16 protein-coding genes and 1 pseudogene are annotated in these 17,115 nt (G+C 69.9%); 7 read left to right on the forward strand and 10 right to left on the reverse strand.

Annotated elements, in window-relative coordinates; all coding sequences use genetic code 11:
* Positions 1–80: 80 nt before the first annotated feature.
* Positions 81–554 (reverse strand): carboxymuconolactone decarboxylase family protein, encoded by a 474-nt coding sequence (locus OH768_RS27225; protein WP_406457831.1) that lies wholly within the window; start codon positions 552–554, stop codon positions 81–83.
* Between the two features lie 278 nt (positions 555–832).
* On the opposite strand from OH768_RS27225, the gene OH768_RS27230 reads away from it, so the two are divergent.
* Positions 833–1,360, forward strand: a complete 528-nt coding sequence (locus OH768_RS27230; protein WP_406457833.1) for a DUF1062 domain-containing protein — start codon at positions 833–835, stop codon at positions 1,358–1,360.
* 137 nt (positions 1,361–1,497) lie between these two features.
* Positions 1,498–2,193 (forward strand): DUF6445 family protein, encoded by a 696-nt coding sequence (locus OH768_RS27235; RefSeq protein ID WP_406457835.1) that lies wholly within the window; start codon positions 1,498–1,500, stop codon positions 2,191–2,193.
* A 95-nt stretch (positions 2,194–2,288) separates the two neighbouring features.
* Here the strand turns inward: OH768_RS27235 and OH768_RS27240 are convergent, their stop codons facing one another.
* Complete coding sequence (locus tag OH768_RS27240; RefSeq protein ID WP_406457837.1) at positions 2,289–2,777, reverse strand: hypothetical protein; 489 nt, start codon at positions 2,775–2,777, stop codon at positions 2,289–2,291.
* Between the two features lie 199 nt (positions 2,778–2,976).
* Here OH768_RS27240 and OH768_RS27245 point away from each other — a divergent pair, with 199 nt between their 5' ends.
* Positions 2,977–3,492: a hypothetical protein gene (locus OH768_RS27245; RefSeq protein ID WP_406457839.1), complete on the forward strand. Its 516-nt coding sequence runs from the start codon at positions 2,977–2,979 to the stop codon at positions 3,490–3,492.
* Between the two features lie 31 nt (positions 3,493–3,523).
* On the opposite strand, the gene OH768_RS27250 is transcribed toward OH768_RS27245, so the two are convergent.
* Positions 3,524–3,898, reverse strand: a complete 375-nt coding sequence (locus tag OH768_RS27250; protein ID WP_406457841.1) for a DUF6479 family protein — start codon at positions 3,896–3,898, stop codon at positions 3,524–3,526.
* Positions 3,899–3,908: 10 nt separating this feature from the next.
* On the reverse strand, positions 3,909–5,465 hold the full coding sequence (locus OH768_RS27255) for an FAD-dependent monooxygenase (protein WP_406457843.1): 1,557 nt from the start codon (positions 5,463–5,465) through the stop codon (positions 3,909–3,911).
* 139 nt (positions 5,466–5,604) lie between these two features.
* On the opposite strand from OH768_RS27255, the gene OH768_RS27260 reads away from it, so the two are divergent.
* Together OH768_RS27260 and OH768_RS27265 are read left to right on the forward strand one after the other, a co-directional pair.
* Positions 5,605–6,267 carry a TetR family transcriptional regulator gene (locus OH768_RS27260; RefSeq protein ID WP_406457845.1) on the forward strand — a complete coding sequence of 221 codons (663 nt, stop codon included), beginning with the start codon at positions 5,605–5,607 and terminating at the stop codon, positions 6,265–6,267.
* A 77-nt stretch (positions 6,268–6,344) separates the two neighbouring features.
* Positions 6,345–7,512 (forward strand): annotated as a pseudogene (locus tag OH768_RS27265) (histidine kinase).
* An 18-nt stretch (positions 7,513–7,530) separates the two neighbouring features.
* Here OH768_RS27265 and OH768_RS27270 read toward each other — a convergent pair.
* From OH768_RS27270 to OH768_RS27285, 4 genes are all read right to left on the reverse strand, one after another.
* Positions 7,531–9,471 carry a YncE family protein gene (locus tag OH768_RS27270; protein ID WP_406457847.1) on the reverse strand — a complete coding sequence of 647 codons (1,941 nt, stop codon included), beginning with the start codon at positions 9,469–9,471 and terminating at the stop codon, positions 7,531–7,533.
* A 386-nt stretch (positions 9,472–9,857) separates the two neighbouring features.
* A complete protein-coding gene (locus OH768_RS27275) occupies positions 9,858–10,742 on the reverse strand; it encodes a calcium-binding protein (RefSeq protein ID WP_406457849.1) in 885 nt (294 codons plus the stop codon).
* A 189-nt stretch (positions 10,743–10,931) separates the two neighbouring features.
* Complete coding sequence (locus OH768_RS27280) at positions 10,932–12,056, reverse strand: acyltransferase family protein (protein WP_406457851.1); 1,125 nt, start codon at positions 12,054–12,056, stop codon at positions 10,932–10,934.
* Between the two features lie 181 nt (positions 12,057–12,237).
* Positions 12,238–12,576, reverse strand: a complete 339-nt coding sequence (locus OH768_RS27285) for an antibiotic biosynthesis monooxygenase family protein (protein ID WP_406457853.1) — start codon at positions 12,574–12,576, stop codon at positions 12,238–12,240.
* A gap of 257 nt (positions 12,577–12,833) precedes the next feature.
* Here OH768_RS27285 and OH768_RS27290 point away from each other — a divergent pair, with 257 nt between their 5' ends.
* Positions 12,834–13,484: a hypothetical protein gene (locus tag OH768_RS27290; protein WP_406457855.1), complete on the forward strand. Its 651-nt coding sequence runs from the start codon at positions 12,834–12,836 to the stop codon at positions 13,482–13,484.
* On the opposite strand, the gene OH768_RS27295 is transcribed toward OH768_RS27290, so the two are convergent.
* The gene (locus tag OH768_RS27295; protein WP_406457857.1) at positions 13,481–15,091 is read right to left on the reverse strand and encodes a GMC oxidoreductase; all 1,611 of its coding nucleotides are present in this window, start codon (positions 15,089–15,091) and stop codon (positions 13,481–13,483) included. The two genes, OH768_RS27290 and OH768_RS27295, sit on opposite strands and share 4 nt — an antisense overlap.
* Positions 15,092–15,381: 290 nt before the next feature.
* Between OH768_RS27295 and OH768_RS27300 the strand changes: the two genes are divergently transcribed.
* On the forward strand, positions 15,382–15,666 hold the full coding sequence (locus OH768_RS27300) for a hypothetical protein (protein WP_406457859.1): 285 nt from the start codon (positions 15,382–15,384) through the stop codon (positions 15,664–15,666).
* Between the two features lie 4 nt (positions 15,667–15,670).
* Here the strand turns inward: OH768_RS27300 and OH768_RS27305 are convergent, their stop codons facing one another.
* Entirely contained in the window at positions 15,671–17,008 is a 1,338-nt protein-coding gene (locus OH768_RS27305; RefSeq protein WP_406457861.1) for a lipase family protein, read from the reverse strand.
* Positions 17,009–17,115: the final 107 nt, after the last annotated feature.

The following is a 17,115-nucleotide window of genomic DNA, read 5'->3' on the forward strand; positions in this document are numbered from 1 at the left end:
AGTCTTTTGTTTTGGTAAAGCCGGAGTGGGGCGCGTCACAAGTGACGGGTAGTGCCTCCGGTTCGGCGCCCCACCGCGGACTACGCGAACTGACCGGGCTGGTAGTCGCCGGCCGGCACCGTGAGCATGACGTTCATGCGGTTGAAGCTGTTGATGAGGGCGATCAGCGAGACGAGGGCCATGAGCTGCTCGTCGTCGTAGTGCTTCGCGGCGTTCCCCCACACCTCGTCGCTCACCCCGCCGGCCGCGTCCGCGATCCGGGTGCCCTCCTCCGCGAGTTCCAGCGCGGCGCGCTCCGCGTCGGTGAACACGGTGGCCTCGCGCCACACCGCGACGAGGTTCAGCCGTACCGGCGTCTCGCCGGCCGCCGCGGCGTCCTTGGTGTGCATGTCGGTGCAGAACCCGCACCCGTTGATCTGGCTGGCCCGGATCTTCACCAGCTCCTGTGTGGCGGCGGGCAGCGGCGAGTCGGCGACGACCTTGCCCGCCGCGATGAAGTGCTTCAGGGCCTTGCCGGCGATGGGGCTGGTGAAGGCGTTGAGTCGGGCACCCATGGTGGGCTCCTCTGCGTTTCGTTGCCGTTGCTTACACAGGACTGACGAAACGGGCGCCGCGAATGTGACAGCGCGCGAAAAAGCGGTGGAGCGGCGCCGCTGTCCGCCTCTACCGTGCTGCGGGACCAAGCTGTCTGGGCAAGGACGTGCCGTTGTACACCGTGTGAGACCCCCCAAGTGCTGAATCGTCGCGCGTCGCGCTGTTGCGCCGCGCTCCTTTTTTGCTGCGGATTTCTCACTGGAACCGGTGTACTTCTGTGCTCGAAAACTGGGTGGTCATGCCCACCTGCCTGCCACTCGTCCGCCGCCGCTGCCATGCGTGCGGGGCCGGACACTTCCAGGCAAGCGGCAAGTTCCGCGTCAACGCCCACCACAAGCTGCTCGACGTCTGGCTCCTGGTGCTGTGCACGGGGTGCGGGGACACGGCGAAACTGACGGTCATGGAACGGGCGAACGTACGCTCCATACGACCCGAACTGCTGGCCCGACTGCACGCCAACGACCTGGCCCTGACAGCGGAGTTGCTCCAGGCCCCTGCCGTGCAGCGCCGTAACCGCATCGCCCTCGACTGGTCCGGCGCGTGGCGCCTCGACACCGGCGGCTCGGACAACCTGGACCGCGAGGTGATCGACATCGCGGTCCGCTTCACGGCCCGGATCCCGGTCCGGCCGGTACGGCTGATCGCGGAGGGCTGTGCCTTGCCACGGGCTGAGGTCGAGAGCCTGATAACGGAGGGGAAGCTGGTCTCGACGGCCCGCCTGCACACCAGACTCTCCGACAACTTCACCTTCACCCTCAAACGCTGACGCGCCTGCGCCCGCAGGGCCTGCCCGACAGGCCCTGCGGGCGCGGGGTGGGGGTGGTGGTGGGGGCGCCCTCGTTGACGGAATGTTGACCTGTGCATGGCACAGCGTTGGCGAACCCCCGCTATACGTTCGGCCCCATGCCACCACTCCCCCCACAGCCCCAGCGGGCCCGTCAGGCGCCCCTCCCCGTGCTGCCCTATCGCAAGCCCACCAAGGGGCGTGACTACTGGGTGCTGAATGACGTCCTTCCGGATGCCGACGCCGTACGGGAACGGTGTCTTGCGAAGGACGACTGGGTGAAGGGGTATCCGTACACCTCGGAGACCTGGCCGGGGCTGCGGACCATGCCGGGTCTTGAGCCGGCCGAACTGGCTCGGGTCGAGCGGCTGGTGAAACAGGCCACCGGGGCCAAGGAGCTGTGGGTGCAGAAGGCGCCCGGGGGCGGGACGCTCAACCACAACTGCATCCAGGTCGTGGGGGAGGGCGAGAGCGAGCCCCGGCCCCACACCGACTCGCGGTCGCTGTGCCGGTACGCCGCGGTGCTGTACCTCAATCCCTCCGTGCCGAAGGACTGCGGGACCAGTTTCTACCGGCAGCATCTGCCTGGTGGACGGCTCGGCGGCAATGTCGTGCAGGCTCCGCACAACAACCTCGTCGAGGCGCTGGGGACGCGGTTCGTGGCGCCGGATGCCTTCGAGGAGGACGTGCGCGTGCCGCACAGGTACAACAGCCTGCTGCTCTACCACGCCAACCTCGTGCACAGCGCCACCGGTTACCACGGCAGCACCCTGGAGGAGAAGCGGATGACCGCCGTCTTCTTCTGGATGGCCTGACCCGACCGACGCCCGCCCGGCACCCTCTCCCAAAAAGTGTGTCACCTCCGCCAGAGGTGTCACACTTTTTTTGGACCTACCCCCCGGCAGCGCAGTCAGTAACGCAGCACCGTTCCGGTCTCCGCCTTCACGCCGCCCGACAGCTTGCGGTTGCTGCGGGCTGTCGCCGTGCCGGACTTTCCGGCCGGGACGTCGGAGACGGTGACGACCACGGTGTCGAGCAGATTCCCGCCCGTGTCCTTGAACTCGACCTGTACGGCGAAGGACTTGGTCGAGTCGGCCCTGTTGTCGGCGGTGACCTCGACGGTGCTGCGCCCTGCCGAATCGGTGGTCGGCGTGCCCAGCTTCACCGCGTCCTTGGCGTCGACGCCGTTCTTCACCTCGTCGAGTCTTCGGCCCGCCTCGGCAGTCGCCGACGCGATGGCAGCCGTGGCCTGCGATCCGATGGATGCGACGGCGGACGCCGCCTTGCTCGCGACGGAGGAGGGACTGCTGTCGTCGGAGCAACCGGTAAGGCCGGTGAGGGCGGTGAGAGCGACGGCTGCGGCCGCCGTCAGCGTCGTGCCTCCCCTGTGCCACGCCATGTTCGCCTCCATGAGTTGCCGCTTCCCCGGGCTGTCCCTCAAGTGAAGGTCCGTTGCCCTGTGCCCGCATGCCGGGCTCACCCGGAAGGCGTAACCCCCCTGGTGGAGGGCGCGCCCCGGCCGGATGGTCGAAGCATCACGCAACACAGAGAGACCGAACCACCACGGACCGCACACCACAGAGAGGTGGGGCACCGCCATGACGCAGCAGCCGCACTCGACACAGCAGCCTCACCCGACGTCCACCGGCGGCGAGGAGAAGCCCCCGGTCTGGAACGACGCCGGCCAGGCCCCCGGCGCCCGCGGCTACGGCCCGCCCCCGTCCGGCGGCGGACTCGCGGTCGGCGGTGCCGTCTTCGCCGGTGTCCTGATGCTGATGAACGGCGTCATCGCCATCCTCCAGGGCATCTCCGCGCTCGCCAAGGACGACGTCTACACCCGCGTCGGCGACTACGTGTACAGCATCAACCTCACCGGCTGGGGGGTGATCCTCCTCTGTCTGGGCGCCCTGGGCGCGGTCACCGGCTGGGGCATCCTGAAGGGCATGGGCTGGGCCCGCGTCTGCGGCATCGTCCTCGCGAGCCTCAGCGCGATCCTCCAGTTCATGTTCCTGCCGTACGCCCCGATCTGGTCGGTCATCATGATCGCGGTGGATGTGTTCGTCATCTGGGCACTGGCTGTCTACGACCCGAAGACCTCCGGGGCGCGCCAGTAGCGACGATCGGCGGAACAGGCCGGCGGGCGGGTCAGACGTGTCCGATGCCGCCCCCGCCGAAGGAACCGCTCCTTCCCGGCAGCCAGCGCTGTCGGCTCTGGTTCTTTCCCGTCCGGCTTCCGGAGTGATGGAGCTGGTACGGCATCAGCCGTTCCTTCTCCTCCGAGGCGACGGGCATCTCGTCGGGTTCCCGCATCTCGCGCATCTCATGGACGGCGCCGCCGACGGGGAGGTGGGGCTGCTCCTCGGGGAGCGGCCGCGGAAGTTCCTGGTCCCGGACCTTCATACCGAAATGTATGGCCCAGACCAGCGCGCCTGCGATCAGCAGGCCACCGAGAAAGGCTGCGCCCACGTCGAGCCTGTTGTGCGACGACGCGGCCAGCAGTGCGTACGCTGCCGTGCTCATACTCCGAGTATCACCCTTTGGGAGTGAATGTGACTATCCGCGTGAGATAAGCGGTGACCTCGGCGGGGTCCCGGGTGAACAGCGCCACGTGGTTGTCGGGGCGGACCAGCACCAGGGCCGGATCCGTCACGCCGTACGCCCGCCGCGCATGCCCCTCGTGGTCGCGCAGGTCGGCCACAGCGCCCGAGGCGCCGCCGTCCACCGTGAACCCCTGCAGCAGGCCGTCGTGCTCGGCCGCCAACTTGCCCACGGCGTCCGCGAGTTCGGCGCCGAAGCCGAGCAGCGTGAACCGCGGGACGGCGTACACCTGGAAGAGCCGGACCGGATGCCCCGACGCGTCGAGGCAGGGGGCGTCGGGCGCGCGGTCGCCCGCACGCAGGACGGCGGGGTCGCCGACAGAGCCGACCGAGCCCTCGGCCGGACCCGCGAGGGAACTCCATGGGTAGCCGGTGCCCATGGGCGGCGGAGCGGCGGCCTCGACACCCGTGCCGGGCTCCTTGACCGCCTCGAGCACCCGGGCATACAGGTCGGTGGAGACCCCCAGCGTCCAGGCGGCCACCGGAAGACGCTCCTCCTCGTACGTGTCCAGGAGCCCTGGACCAGCCTGCCCGGTGGCCGCGAGGGCCAGCTTCCAGCCCAGGTTGTAGGCGTCCTGGATACCGGTGTTCATGCCGAGCCCGCCCGCGATCGGATGGACATGGGCCGCGTCCCCGGCGAGCAGGACCCGGCCGACCCGCATCCGGTCGACCATGCGGACATTGACGCGCCAGATGGAGAGCCAGGTCGGGTTGGTCAGCGTGACGCCGGGCACGCGCGCGTACTGGTCGAAGATCCGCTGGAAGCCCTCCAGTGACGGCGGCAACGGCTCGCCGTCCGCGTCGAGTTCGGGACTCGCCTGGAGCTGGAAGGAGTCCGTGCCGGGCATGGGGCACAGCGCCACCCCGCCGCCGTCCGACGTGAACCACTGGTGCCAGACATCCCGGCCGATCCCCTCGGCCTCCACGTCCCCGACGACCATCGACTGCGTCTCCTCGGTCGTACCGTCGAAGCGCACCCCCATCGCCTTGCGGACCTGGCTGCGCCCACCGTCACAGCCCACGAGGTAGCCGGCCCTGAGGCGCTCCCCGTCGGCGAGGACGGCCGTGACACCGTCCGGGTCCTGCTCGAACCCGGTGACCTCCGTGCCGAGCCGGACGCCGACCCCGAACTCCGCGAGCCGCTCGCGCAGGATCTCCTCCACCTGCCACTGCCCTATGAGCACCCCGCGCTCGTACGGCGCGTCGGGCGCGGGGAGGGCGTCCGCGAACGGGTCGGTGTCGTTCACATGCGCGCCGTCGAAGTACTTGCGGAAGGGGAGCCGCGTGGTCCCGGTGGCGAGCGCGCGCTCGGTGCCGCCCACGTCCTCCAGGACCTCCAGGGTGCGCGGCTGCAGGCCCTTGCCCCGGGACTCCCGGTGCGGGGCCGGCGCCGCGTCCACGATCCGCACCCCCACACCGCGCCGGGCCAGCTCGATGGCAAGCGTGAGGCCGGTCGGCCCGGCGCCCACGATCAGCACGTCGTCGGTCATCGCGATCCCTCTCGTCGTCGTTGCGTCAAGAGAACACCGAACGGCAAGAAAATGCAACCGGGTTTCAGAAGATTCTCGACTTCACTCCATCCCCAGTCTCATTTGATTCCCGGTCTCATCGTCTGGTAGTGTGGCCCGCATGGACGAACTCCCCGGCCTCCGCGAGCGCAAGAAAGAACGCACCCGGAACCTCATCGCGCAGGAAGCCCTGCGCCTCTTCCGCGAGAAGGGGTTCGACGAGGTGTCGGTCGTCGAGGTCGCGGCGGCGGCCGAGGTCTCCAAGGCCACCCTGTTCCGGTACTTCCCGGCGAAGGAGGACCTGGTCCTGCACCGCTTCGCCGACCACCTCGGCGAAGCGGCCCGCGTCGTACGCGAACGCCCGCCCGCCCTGACCCCCACGGCAGCCCTGCGCGCCCACTTCCTGGACCGCCTCGCCGCCCGCGACCCGATCACCGGCCTGAACGACCACCCCGACGTGCTCAGTTTCATGGACCTGCTCTACGGCACCCCGAGCCTCCAGACCGGCCTGGTGCAGCGCTACCGCAGCCAGGAGATCGACGCCCTCGCCGAAGCCCTGGCCCTCCCCGGTACCGGTGACTCCACCCCGCTCACCAGACGCCTGGCCGCCACGCACCTGATCGTCGTACAGCAGGAACTCGGCATGGAGAACTGGCGGACGATGGCCGCGGGCCGCACCGCCGACGAGGCCTACGACGATGCCGTGGCGGAGGCGGAGCGCGCGTACGGCCAGCTCATGACCGGCCTGGACACGGTGTTCCCGGCCGGGACCGGAGGCGGCTGATGGTGTAGTCGGCTACACCGTCCACTCGGCACCCTGCTCTCCCGCGCCGCCCGGAATCCGGTGCCAGCCTGGTGAGCATGGGTACGACAGTGCGGCAGGCGACGCGGGCGACGGTTCGACTGGCCAGAGGTGTGGCCATGACCCTCGGGACGTATCTCTTCGTCACCGTGCTGCTGATCGCGACCATGGGGACGCTGTTCGTGGTCGGTGCCTGGATGCTGCCCGAGGTGGTGCTGCTGGTGCGCCGGATCGCGGGCGCCAGGCGGCGGCAGGTAGCCGAGTGGAGCGGGCGGGAGATCTCGGAGGCGTACCGGCCGCTGGACGGAAGGCCGCTGCGGGAGCGGTTCGTCGCGGCGGTGCGCGATCCCGGCACGTTCCGGGACCTGCGGTGGATGCTCGCCCAGTGCGCGTACGGACTGCTCGGGCTGCTCGCCGTCCCGCTGTGGCTCGTAGGACTGCCCGTCGACGGCGTGTGGTGCGGGCTGCTGCGCCGCCGGGCGCTGGTCCTGCCGCTGATCGGGCGGCTCGCGGACCTCGACGCACGCTGGTCGACGGCCCTCCTCAAGCCGTCGCCGAAGGCGCTGCTCACCGAGCGCGTCGAGGAACTCGCCGAGACCCGGGCCGGAGTGATCGCCGCCCACGAGGCCGAACTACGGCGTATCGAGCGGGACTTGCACGACGGTACGCAGGCCCGGCTGGTGGCCCTGTCCATGCGGATCGGACTGGCGAAACGGGCCTACGACCGGGACGGCGGCGCTGATCCGGAGGCCGCCCGGCGGCTGCTCCGCGCAGGCGCAGGACCAGGCGGAGGAGGCGCTGACGGAGTTGCGGCACGTCGTGCGCGGTATCCACCCGCCGATCCTCACCGACCGCGGGCTCGCCGGTGCCGTACAGGCGCTCGCGGCCGGCAGTGGGCTCCAAGTCGCCCTGGATGTGGAGGAGTTGGTGACCGGTCCGCGTGCTCCGGCCGCGGTCGAGGCCGCCGCCTACTTCCTGGTCGCCGAGGCGCTCACCAACGCGGTCAAGCACAGCGGCTCGGACCGTGCGGAGGTCCGGCTCGCCCGGGTGCGCCACGGGCTGACGGTGTGCGTACGGGACGAGGGAAAGGGCGGTGCCGAAGAGGCCGGCGGCACCGGGCTGCTCGGCCTGCGCCGCCGTATCGCCGCCCTCGACGGGTCCGCATACGTGAGCAGCCCCGCCGGAGGACCAACGGTCGTCGCGGCGGAGCTGCCCTACTCCTGGTGAACAGGCGTCAGAAATAGGCTAGTTGGAGAAGTAGATGTACTTCCAGCCGCTGTACGTCGTCGAGTTGACGTTGTCACCGGACGAACCGTTGATGTACGCGGCCCGGATGCGGGCCTTGATGCCGGACTCGCCGGGCGCGCCGAGGTTCACCGCGACCTTGCCGCTCGTACCGAGGCCGAAGTACTCGGAGTCGGAGTCGTACCACCGGCCGTTGTAGTAGACCTGCAGGTCCAGCCGCTCCTGGCGGTTGGGGTAGTAGGTCATCGTCGTGGTGACGATCGGCGCCGAGTTCTTGTGGAACCAGTAGTACGACGTCGAGCCGATCTTCGCCGTCTTGTAGTGCTTGCTGATCGCCGTGGAGATCTTGACCTTGGCGTAGGCCGTGACCTTCACCGTCTTGGACGCGTAGCGGGCGTCACCGGCGAAGACCGCGGAGACGGCGGTGTCGCGGGTCATGTCCACGGTCACGGTGAAGTTGCCGCTGGAGTTGACCTTGCCGGTCTTGACCAGCTTCTTCGGCTTGTCGGCGCCGAAGGGGTCCGAGTAGATCGCGACCGTGCGGTTCTTGTAGGTCTTGCCGAGGTGCGCGGTGAACTTCACGTCGGCGCCGTACGAGTACAGCTTGCCGTTGTTGTTCAGGCTCAGGCTGGTGGCCGCGCGGGACACGGAGACCTTGTCGGAGGCGCTGACCGCCGCGTGCCCGGCGTCGCCCGCGTAGGCCACCTTGTAGGTGACCGTGCCGCCGGCCGGCGGGGTGTCCGCGAAGGAGTACGTGCCGTTCGTCTGCACCGTGACGGTGGGCAGCGCCTTGCCCTTCGGGGACTCCAGGTCGGTGCGCGTGACCTGCAGCTTCACCCCGGCGGGCAGCGCGACCGTGGACGAGAGCTTGCCGGTGACGGTGAGCTTCTTGGCGCGGGTCGCGGAGGCGGGGGCGTTGACCGTGAGGGTCGGGACGTTCTTCTCGGGGTCGGTCAGCGCCTTGAGCGTGTAGCCGCCGCCGGACTTCCCGACCAGCGCGAAGATCCGCGAGTCGTCCGGGGCCCAGGTCAGGTCGGCCGTGCCGTAGACACCGGTGCTGTACGTGCGGATCGCCTTCGTGGCGTTCGGCCGGTACGTCGCGATCGTGCCGCCGCTGACCGTCGCGACCGTGCCGTCCGCGGCGATGTCGGCCTGCTGGCCACTCGGGTAGGTGCCCGCCTGGCTGAACTTGCCGTCCGCGTAGGCGTCCCGCACCGAGCCGTTGACCAGCACCTCGTCGGCGCCCGGCACCAGGTCGATGTCGTAGATACCGCTGTTGAGCGTGTAGTCGCCGCCGTAGTAGGCGACCTTCTGCGGGGTGGCCCCCGAGACGTCCACGACGGCCATCGAGTCGGTGGAGATGCCGGTCTCGCCGATGGCGAGGATGCCGGGCCGGGACGCGGCGGTGTCGAGGAAGCCCGGGTCCCAGATCGTGACGCCCTCCGGCATCTGCCCGAGGGTCACCGGGTCGGTGCCGCCCGCCGGGTCGGTGGCCGGGTCGACCGAGCCGAGGTTGCCGGACCACTGGTCGCCGTAGGTGAACCAGACCTTGCCGGCGGAGACGGCGAGGTAGCGCGGCCCTTCGCCGGTGGCGACCGGATAGCGGGCCTTCACATCGAGAGTCGCCGCGTCGATCGCCACGATCTCGTGCGTGTCCTGAGCCGCCGCGTAGACGGTGGCCCCGTCCTCGGAGACGGCCAGGTCGGAGACGCCCTTGATCCCGCCGACCGAGGCGAGGACGTTGCCCGAGTAGTCGGTGGCCGCGACCGTACCGGCCGAACTGTCGCCCACGAACACCCGCTTGAGAGCGCCGTCCGCGACCAGGCCGCCGGGCGAGGTGACGTTGGCGGTGGCCGCCGAGGCCGTACCCGTCGCCACGACGCTGAGCGCCGCCGAGCCGAAAAGAACCGCGAGCGCTGTCGCGGTGGAGATGCTGCGCATCCGCACGTGCTGTTCCCCCCACAAGGAAAACCGGTCTGGAGACCGGGAGTTGAGAGCGCCGCGCAACACCCGGACGCGACCGCGGATGAGAGACGCGGTGACGCGCGGGGCGCGGCTGCTATGCGCAGCGTATGGCATGCCTGTGACAGGTGGGAAAGGGGTTATGGGGTTGTCGTGCTCGCGGCCGTGGGCGGCGGGGGGCCTGGCTGTTCCGGGACGAGCTGTTCCATCCCTCCGGGAGGACGCCCGGGCGTCCTCCCGGAGGGGAAGGACCTGTCGACCAGAAGTACGGCACCAAATTCGGGGACGGCGAGGACAGGATCGGCCGGCCCGAGCCGTGGTCACCTTCACGTCCTGAGCCCGGCCCGCGTCAGGCCCGGCTCATGTCAGTTCTGGTGGACGGCGTTGTGGCCCGGCCCGCCCGACAGGACGTCCGTGCCGGTGCCGCCCCACAGCGTGTCGTTGCCGGAGTTGCCGTAGATGGTGTCGGCGCCGGCGTTGCCGTAGAGGACGTCGTTGCCGGTGCCGCCGTAGATGAAGTCGTTCCCGGCGCCGCCGCTGATCCGGTCGTTGCCGGTGCCGCCGGTCAGGCTCTGGCCGCCCGCGCCGCCGGTGATGACGTCGTTGCCCGCGCCGCCGTCGGCCGCGGCGCCCACGGTGGTGATCGTGTCGTTGCCGTTGCCGCCCTGGGCGATGGTCTCGACGCCGCCGTGGAGGGTGTCGTTGCCGTTGTCGCCCCAGCCCACGGAGTACTTGCCGAGGGTGATCGTGTCGTTGCCGGTGCCGCCCGAGACGTAGTCGCCGTCGACGCTGCCGTCCTCGGTGTACTTGTCGTTGCCGGCGCCCAGGTCGACCGAGGCGAAGTAGTACGTCTGGGCCGTCCTGTTGTGGTACCTGAGGGTGTCGTTGCCGTCGCCGAGCGTCAACTGCAGGGTGGGGTACGGGTCCTGGCTGTCCAGCGTGGTGACCGTGCAGGAGACCTTGGTGTGGTCCGAGGCGGTGGGGTACGCGCAGCCGGTGCCGGGCTTGATGGTGACCACGTCGTCGATGACGTAGGTGATCTTCTCGGAGCCGGTCACGTGCGTCGCGGTGACGACCGCCTTGTTGGCCTGTCCGGCGCCGGCCGTGTACAGGACCTCGTTGCCGCCGTTGCCGAGCGCGGCGGTGGCCGGAGCCGTGGCCGCGCCCGCGGCCTGGGCGAGGAGCAGCGGCGCGGCCAGGGCCGTGCCGAAGGCCAGGGCCATGAGGCGACTGACAGAACGAGAGGACATCGCACAACCTCCGTGAAACGTAAGGGGAGTTGGCGGATTCCGAGGAATTCGAATTCCGACACCGCGTACGACCCTCCCTTCCGGAGCTTGGTTGTGCGCCTTTTCGCACGGGAGCTGTCCCGGTGTGAAACGTCAGCCGTGATTCAACGCGAATTCATTGAATGGCCCGCTGATCAATGACAACCATCGCTACGAGGCACGGGCCAGTTCCGTCGCGTCACGGCGGAACGCCCACCGCATCTCCGGTTCCATCGCGAAGCGGAAGGCCCGGCGGACGGGCGGTGCGCACAGCGCGGTCACCACGGCGGCGGCGACCACCGTCACCGTGAGCTCGCCGAGGGGGCCCCGGACCCACGAAGGGCCGTACCAGCCCCAGGACTTGGCGCCCTGCGCGACAAATCCGTGCAGGAGGTAGCCGTAGAGCGTGCCCGCGCCCAGCGCGGTGAACCAGGTGCGGCGGCGCGGCACCCAGGCGAGGAAGCAGGCGACCAGCAGCGTCGAGCAGGCGAAGAGGGCGAGTGTCATGAGGGGCCCTTCCCAGTCGGGCACGCCGAGTTGCTCCGCGCTCGCGTTGTGGAAGAGCCAGGAGTAGTCGAAGCGCGGCACCGACCAGTAGGCCGCCGCGAGCGCGCACACGAACACCGGGACCGCCAACTGCCGTACCTCGGGCCGCCGTACGAGCTGGAAGTGCTCCGGCTTCAGGGAGAGACCGAGTACGAAGTACGGGAGGAACTGCAGCACGCGTTGCAGATCGAGGTCGTCGCCGATGGAGGGGGAGAGCGTCGCCAGCATCGCGACGGCCAGCGCGAGCGGCAGCGGGTGGCGGACGTGGTTCCACATCGGGGTGGTGAGCCGCCAGACGAACAGCGCTGCCAGGAACCACGTCAGATACAACGGGTCCAACAGGCTGATGGCGCGGTCGGGTTGGTGGTCGGTCCAGCGGGTGAAGAGCGTGTAGGCCGTCTCGAAGACGACGTACGGCACGACGATTCCCGTGAGCAGCCGCCGGATCTGCGGCGGGGTGGCCCGGAAACTCCGGGAGAAATAGCCGGAGATGACGATGAACGCCGGCATGTGCACCGCGTAGACGAGCGTGTACAGCGCGGTGACGCTACGGCTGCCGGAGCGCAGCGGCTCCCAGGAGTGGCCGATCGCCACGAGGACGATCGCCAGGTATTTGGCGTTGTCGAAGAACGGGTCGCGCGGCTTGGCCGACGGCCCGACCGCCCGCTCGGGCACGGCGCCCGCCCGTGGCGCCGGGGCCGCCGTCCCTTCCTGTACGACGTCCTTCGCGGTGGTGTTTCGGTACGGCATCCGGACCGCCTCACCGCTGCCCGGCGCCGTAAACCTCCTCCTGGGCAGAGGTGGTACGAGTCACAGGAGGGGCGGGGGTGTTCCTGCCTTCTCCGGGCAGAGTGACAGGTCGGAAGGTTGCCGGAGAATGCACAAGCGCTTGCCGTGCGGGAGGCGTCGTAGAGCGCTGGTGCCGTCGGCCTCAGCCCTGCTTGGGCCCCGCCTGCTGCACCACCTCGAACGTCCACAGCGTCGAGTCCGTCGCGGCGGGCTTCGGTCGCTCGCCCTGCGCGGATCCGTCCTGGGGCGTGCCGCGGTGGGCGGACTGGCCCATGCCGGACATCCAGTTCTGGAAGTCCTCCTCGGCGCGCCAGCGGGTGTAGACGAGGTAGGTGTCGGTGCCCTCGACGGGCCGGAGCAGCTCGAACCACTCGAAGCCGTCCGAGCCGTCCACCGTCCCGGCGCGGTTCACGAACCGCTTCTCCAGCGTCTCGCGCTGCTCTTCGGGGACGGTGAGTACGTTGATCTTGACGATGCTCATGGGCCCATTGTCCCAGCGCCGTCACCTGACCCGGTGAACTGGCGTGTCCTCCGGGCGGTTGTGTGCCGAACGGCCGTCACCGGTCGTCCTCTTTCGGGTGATCCGTGGACGGCATAACGGCAGGACGAGGAGGACGGCCGGGTCACCCTGCTCGTCCCGGAGCCGGACGCGCGGTACGCCGACGAGGTGCGGTTCGCCGCCGACCTGTGCCCCGGCGGAGCCATCACGCTCCTCGACCACGAGGAGGCGTGCCGTCCATGACGACCGCCACCACTGCCCTCAACCTCCCCGCCCACTACGGCAGTTGCCCCTTCTCCCCACCGCCGGCCTACACCGACGCCGCCCGCGAGGCCGCCGTCACCCGTGCCGTGCTGCCGGACGGCACCGCGTGCTGGCTCGTCACCGGCTACGACGAGGTCCGTGCCGTGCTGGCGGACGCCCGGTTCAGCGCCGACGCGCGCACACCGGGCTTCCCCTTCCTCTCCGCCGGGCAGCGCGAACTGGCCACCGCCAAGCCGAGCTTCATCCGCATGGACGACCCCGAGCACGCCCGGATGCGCCGTATGGTCAGCAAGGACTTCCTGGTCAAGCGGATCGAGGAACTGCGCCCGGGCATCCAGGACATCGTCGACCGGGCCGTGGACCGCATGACCGAGGCCCGCACCTCGGCCGACCTGGTGGCGGACTTCGCGCTGCCGATCCCGTCGCTGGTCATCTGTCTGATGCTCGGAGTGCCGTACGAGGACCACGATCTCTTCCAGTCGCTCAGCCGGACCCTCCTCGACAACCGCACCACCCTGCTCCGCCGCCTGCCCGGCCTGCGGCTCGCCGTCCCGGCCGATCAACTCACCTACAACCAGGACAGCATCGTGTACGGGCTGTGCGCGCTCCCGGTGACCTGGGCCTAGAACACCCGCCCGAGGTCCTGCTGCACGATCGTCCGCATGCTGTGCTCGGCTAGTGCGGCGATCGTCATGGACGGGTTGCAGGCGCCGGTGGAGCCGGGGATGCGGGCGCCGTCCAGGACGTAGAGGCCCTTGTGCCCGAGGACGCGGCCGGTGAGGTCGACGGCGTCGCCCATCGGGACGCCGCCCAACGAGTGCCAGGTGGAGGGGGCCCCGGCGTTGGTGTCGATCATGATGCCGCCTCCCGCCGTGGCGATGTCCTGCATCTTGGCCGCGATCAGTGCCTGGAGTTCGGCGTCGGCGTCGGTGGGCCAGGTGAGGACGGCGTCGTCGGTGTCGGCGTCGTAGGCCCAGGTGCCCGCGCCGTCGACGATGCCGAAGCCGACGACGGTGAGGGCGGTGACGCCCGGCTGCTGGATGGGTGATCCGGCGTGCACGACGGTGAGCGGGATGCTGCTGTTCGGGTCGCGTCCGCCGACGCAGGCGGGGCCGCCCTGCTGGGTGCCCGCGTCGCCGGACGGGTTGATCCAGGCCCAGATCCGGTCGCCGTTGTTGCCCCACTTGGTGCCGATGGCGTCGGGCAGGTCCGGAACCAGGCCCTTGGCACGGGACTTGACCAGGAGGCGGGTGGTGCCGGGCGAACCGGCGTTGAGGAACACGGCGTCCGCGGTGATCCGGATCTTCTCCTGCACCGCGCCGCCGGTGTCGATGCGGTCGACGGACAGTACCCACTTCTTGCTCGCGTCCATCGCCAGGTCGCGTACGACATGCAGCGGCGCCACCTGCACCAGTCCGGTGGACTCCGCCTGCGCGAGATAGGTGACGTCGATGGAGTGCTTGCCGCCGTTGTCGACACCGAACGCGATGTCGCTCGTGATGTACGTCGGGTCGTACAGCCCCTCCAACTCCCCCCGGACATAGGCCCAGTCGATGGGCAGCGGCACTTTGAACGGGGTCAGGCCGGCCCTCGGTGCGATGTCCTGGAAGAGGCGGGAGGACTTGTAGGGGTCGGAGGCGAGGACGTCGTAGGGGACGGTGGAGATGCCCAGCATCCGCGAAACCGTGGGGTAGGCCCACAGGTTGAGGTCGTCGTAGAGGGCGGCGGCCTGCGGGACGGAGGTGGCGAAGTCCGCCTTCGTCGGTTGCAGGGTCATGCCGTGGTACATGATCGAGCCGCCGCCGACGGCCGCCCCGCACATGGCGGTCATGCCGTTTCCGACCACGGCTTCGAGCACGCCCGTGTACGGCGTCCAGGTCTTGTCGACGCCGCCGACGATGGCGTGGTCGGTGAGCCAGGCGGAGCGGTTGTCCATGTTGGCGAAGCGGCAGAACGTGGTGGAGTTCGGGCCGGTCCGCCAGCGCAGTCCGCGCTCCAGCACCAGGGTGGAGACACCGGCCTGGGCCAGCCTTAACGCGGTGACGCCGCCGCCGAAACCGGTGCCGACGACGACGGCCCGTTCGCGAAGTTCCGTCACTGCGGCGGGAGTTGAGGCCGCGGCAGCCCGGGTCTGGCCGGCGCCGGTCAAGGCGACCGCGCCGAGTGCGGTCGCGCCGAGGAGGCCGCGGCGGCTGAGGGTGGGGGTGAGGTGGGGGGAGGTGTGCTCGGGCATGGGGGGACTCCGGCAAGCCGTAGGGGAGTGCGGGTCGCGGGGAGCGTAGCGTGAATGAGCATGACACTGTCAACAAGCGGAAATGTAATTCTCGTACGGGGAAGTCGAGTTACCGTCGAAGGGTGCGGTGGTAGTGGGCGGGTCCCTCTGAAGTCCGGTGAATCCGATCACCGCCAAGTGCCCGCCGTGGTCGGCGTACTGGCCGAGGGCCCGGGGTCCGATTCACCAACCGGGACCGGGGGTTCGGTGCCTGGGACTGCGACTGGTCCAGCGACGACGGCAAGCGGGAGGTGGAGATCCAGTTCAGCCGGGACAACTCGCTGGACGCCGACGACGGACACCTCGTGAACGTCGCCGGCACCAGGAGCTACTACGTCGCCGACGAAGCCGAGGACGACAGCTGCACCGTACGGACCCCGCACCGCGCCTACACGGACTCCGTCGGCGAGGACACCACCGAACTCTTCCAGCTCACCGTGTACGCACCGAGGCCGGGCAGGCAACTGTGCGACACGGCAGCCGAGTTGGCGGGCGAGGTCGTACGGAGCATCGCGAAGCGGCTTCCGGTGAGCTGAGGTCTCAGAGCTGTACGGGCATGGTCCAGCAGTTGGAGGTGGCCGGCCTGCCGGCGAGGCGGTCGGTGAGCCAGGAGATGGCGTCGCCCTGGTCGGTGAGCAGGGGCGCGAAGTGGTTGACGAGCGCGCTGCCGACACTGGGCAGGACGACGGCCTTGTAGGTGACGTCGGCGCCCTTGGCACACCAGTCGACGGCGAGTTGGCGGGCCTGGGCGTGCGGGACGAGGTTGTCGCTGACGCCGGTCGCGAGGCGGACGGGCCCCGACGGCTTCAGCGTGCCGATGCCCTGTTCGTCAACGTAGGCCTGGAACGCGGGAGTTGCGGCGATGATGTCGCTGAGGGACTGCCCGTCCGTGGTCCAACTGGTGCTCTTCGTATAGGCGTAGCCGAGCAGCGCGTCGCCCACGCACATGGTCGACAGGTCGGTGAGCGCGGCCTTCCCGGCGGCGTTGAGATGTGCCTCGGCGAGGGGCTTCAGCGCCGGGTCGGACTGGAGGAACCCGTTGAGCGACCAGCCCAGCGCACCGGCGAGTTCGCTGCCGTCGATGGCCTTGGTGACCGAGGTCAGATCGGCGGGCGGGGCTCCGGCGTAGGTGCCGGAGAGGGTGACGTCGGGGGCGTAGGAGGACTGGAGTTCGGCGGCTGCCGCGGTCGCCCCGCCGCCCTGGCTGTAGCCGTAGAGCCCGACCGGTGAGTCGGCCGTGACCGAGGTTTCGGTGAGCGAACGGGCGGCGCGTACGGCGTCCAGCACCGCGTGCGCCTCGTCGATCCGGTTGACGTAGGTGTGCAGCCGGTCCGTGGCACCGAGTCCCGCATAGTCGGTGACGACGACGGCGACGCCCTCGGCGAGCAGGCGGTAGATCGACAGATCCTCGTAACCGACCGAAACCGTCTGGCTGTTGAAGACGAGGGGATGCTCCAGGCCCATCGACGCGGAGCACTGGTCGCCCTGTCCCACGGTGCCGGGGGCGACCGCGACGAGGGGGCGCGGGCCGCTGCCGGACCAGTCGGCGGAGGGTTCGATGTAGGCGCCGGTGACGGCGACGGGCTGACCGTTGGAGTCGGTGGACTTGTACATCAGCCGGGTCGCGGTGCCCGGGAGCGGGCCGTCGAGGCCGGGCAGGCTCAGGGCCAGGGGGAGGGGTTCGCTGCGGACGAGGGCGCCGTTCGCGGCGGGCAGGGTGGCGGGCGGGTTGTAGAACGCGGGGATCGTGACACCTCTGGACACGACCTCGTCCGAGGCGGTGGCGGCGGTCGCGGTCGCGGTGACCAGGGCCTGGGCCCCGAGGCAGGCGACGACGGTGAACGCGGCGCCGAGCAGGCGCCGTTGGCGTGCGGGCATGGCGAACCTCCTGTGGAGCGGCCGTCAGGAAGCGGCGGCGTGGTGGCGCACACACGCGTCCCACGTGTGTGCGCCGGCGCCGCCGGAAAGTGGTTCGCCTGGAACTT

The organism is Streptomyces sp. NBC_01622, from assembly GCF_045209635.1.
Taxonomy (GTDB): domain Bacteria; phylum Actinomycetota; class Actinomycetes; order Streptomycetales; family Streptomycetaceae; genus Streptomyces.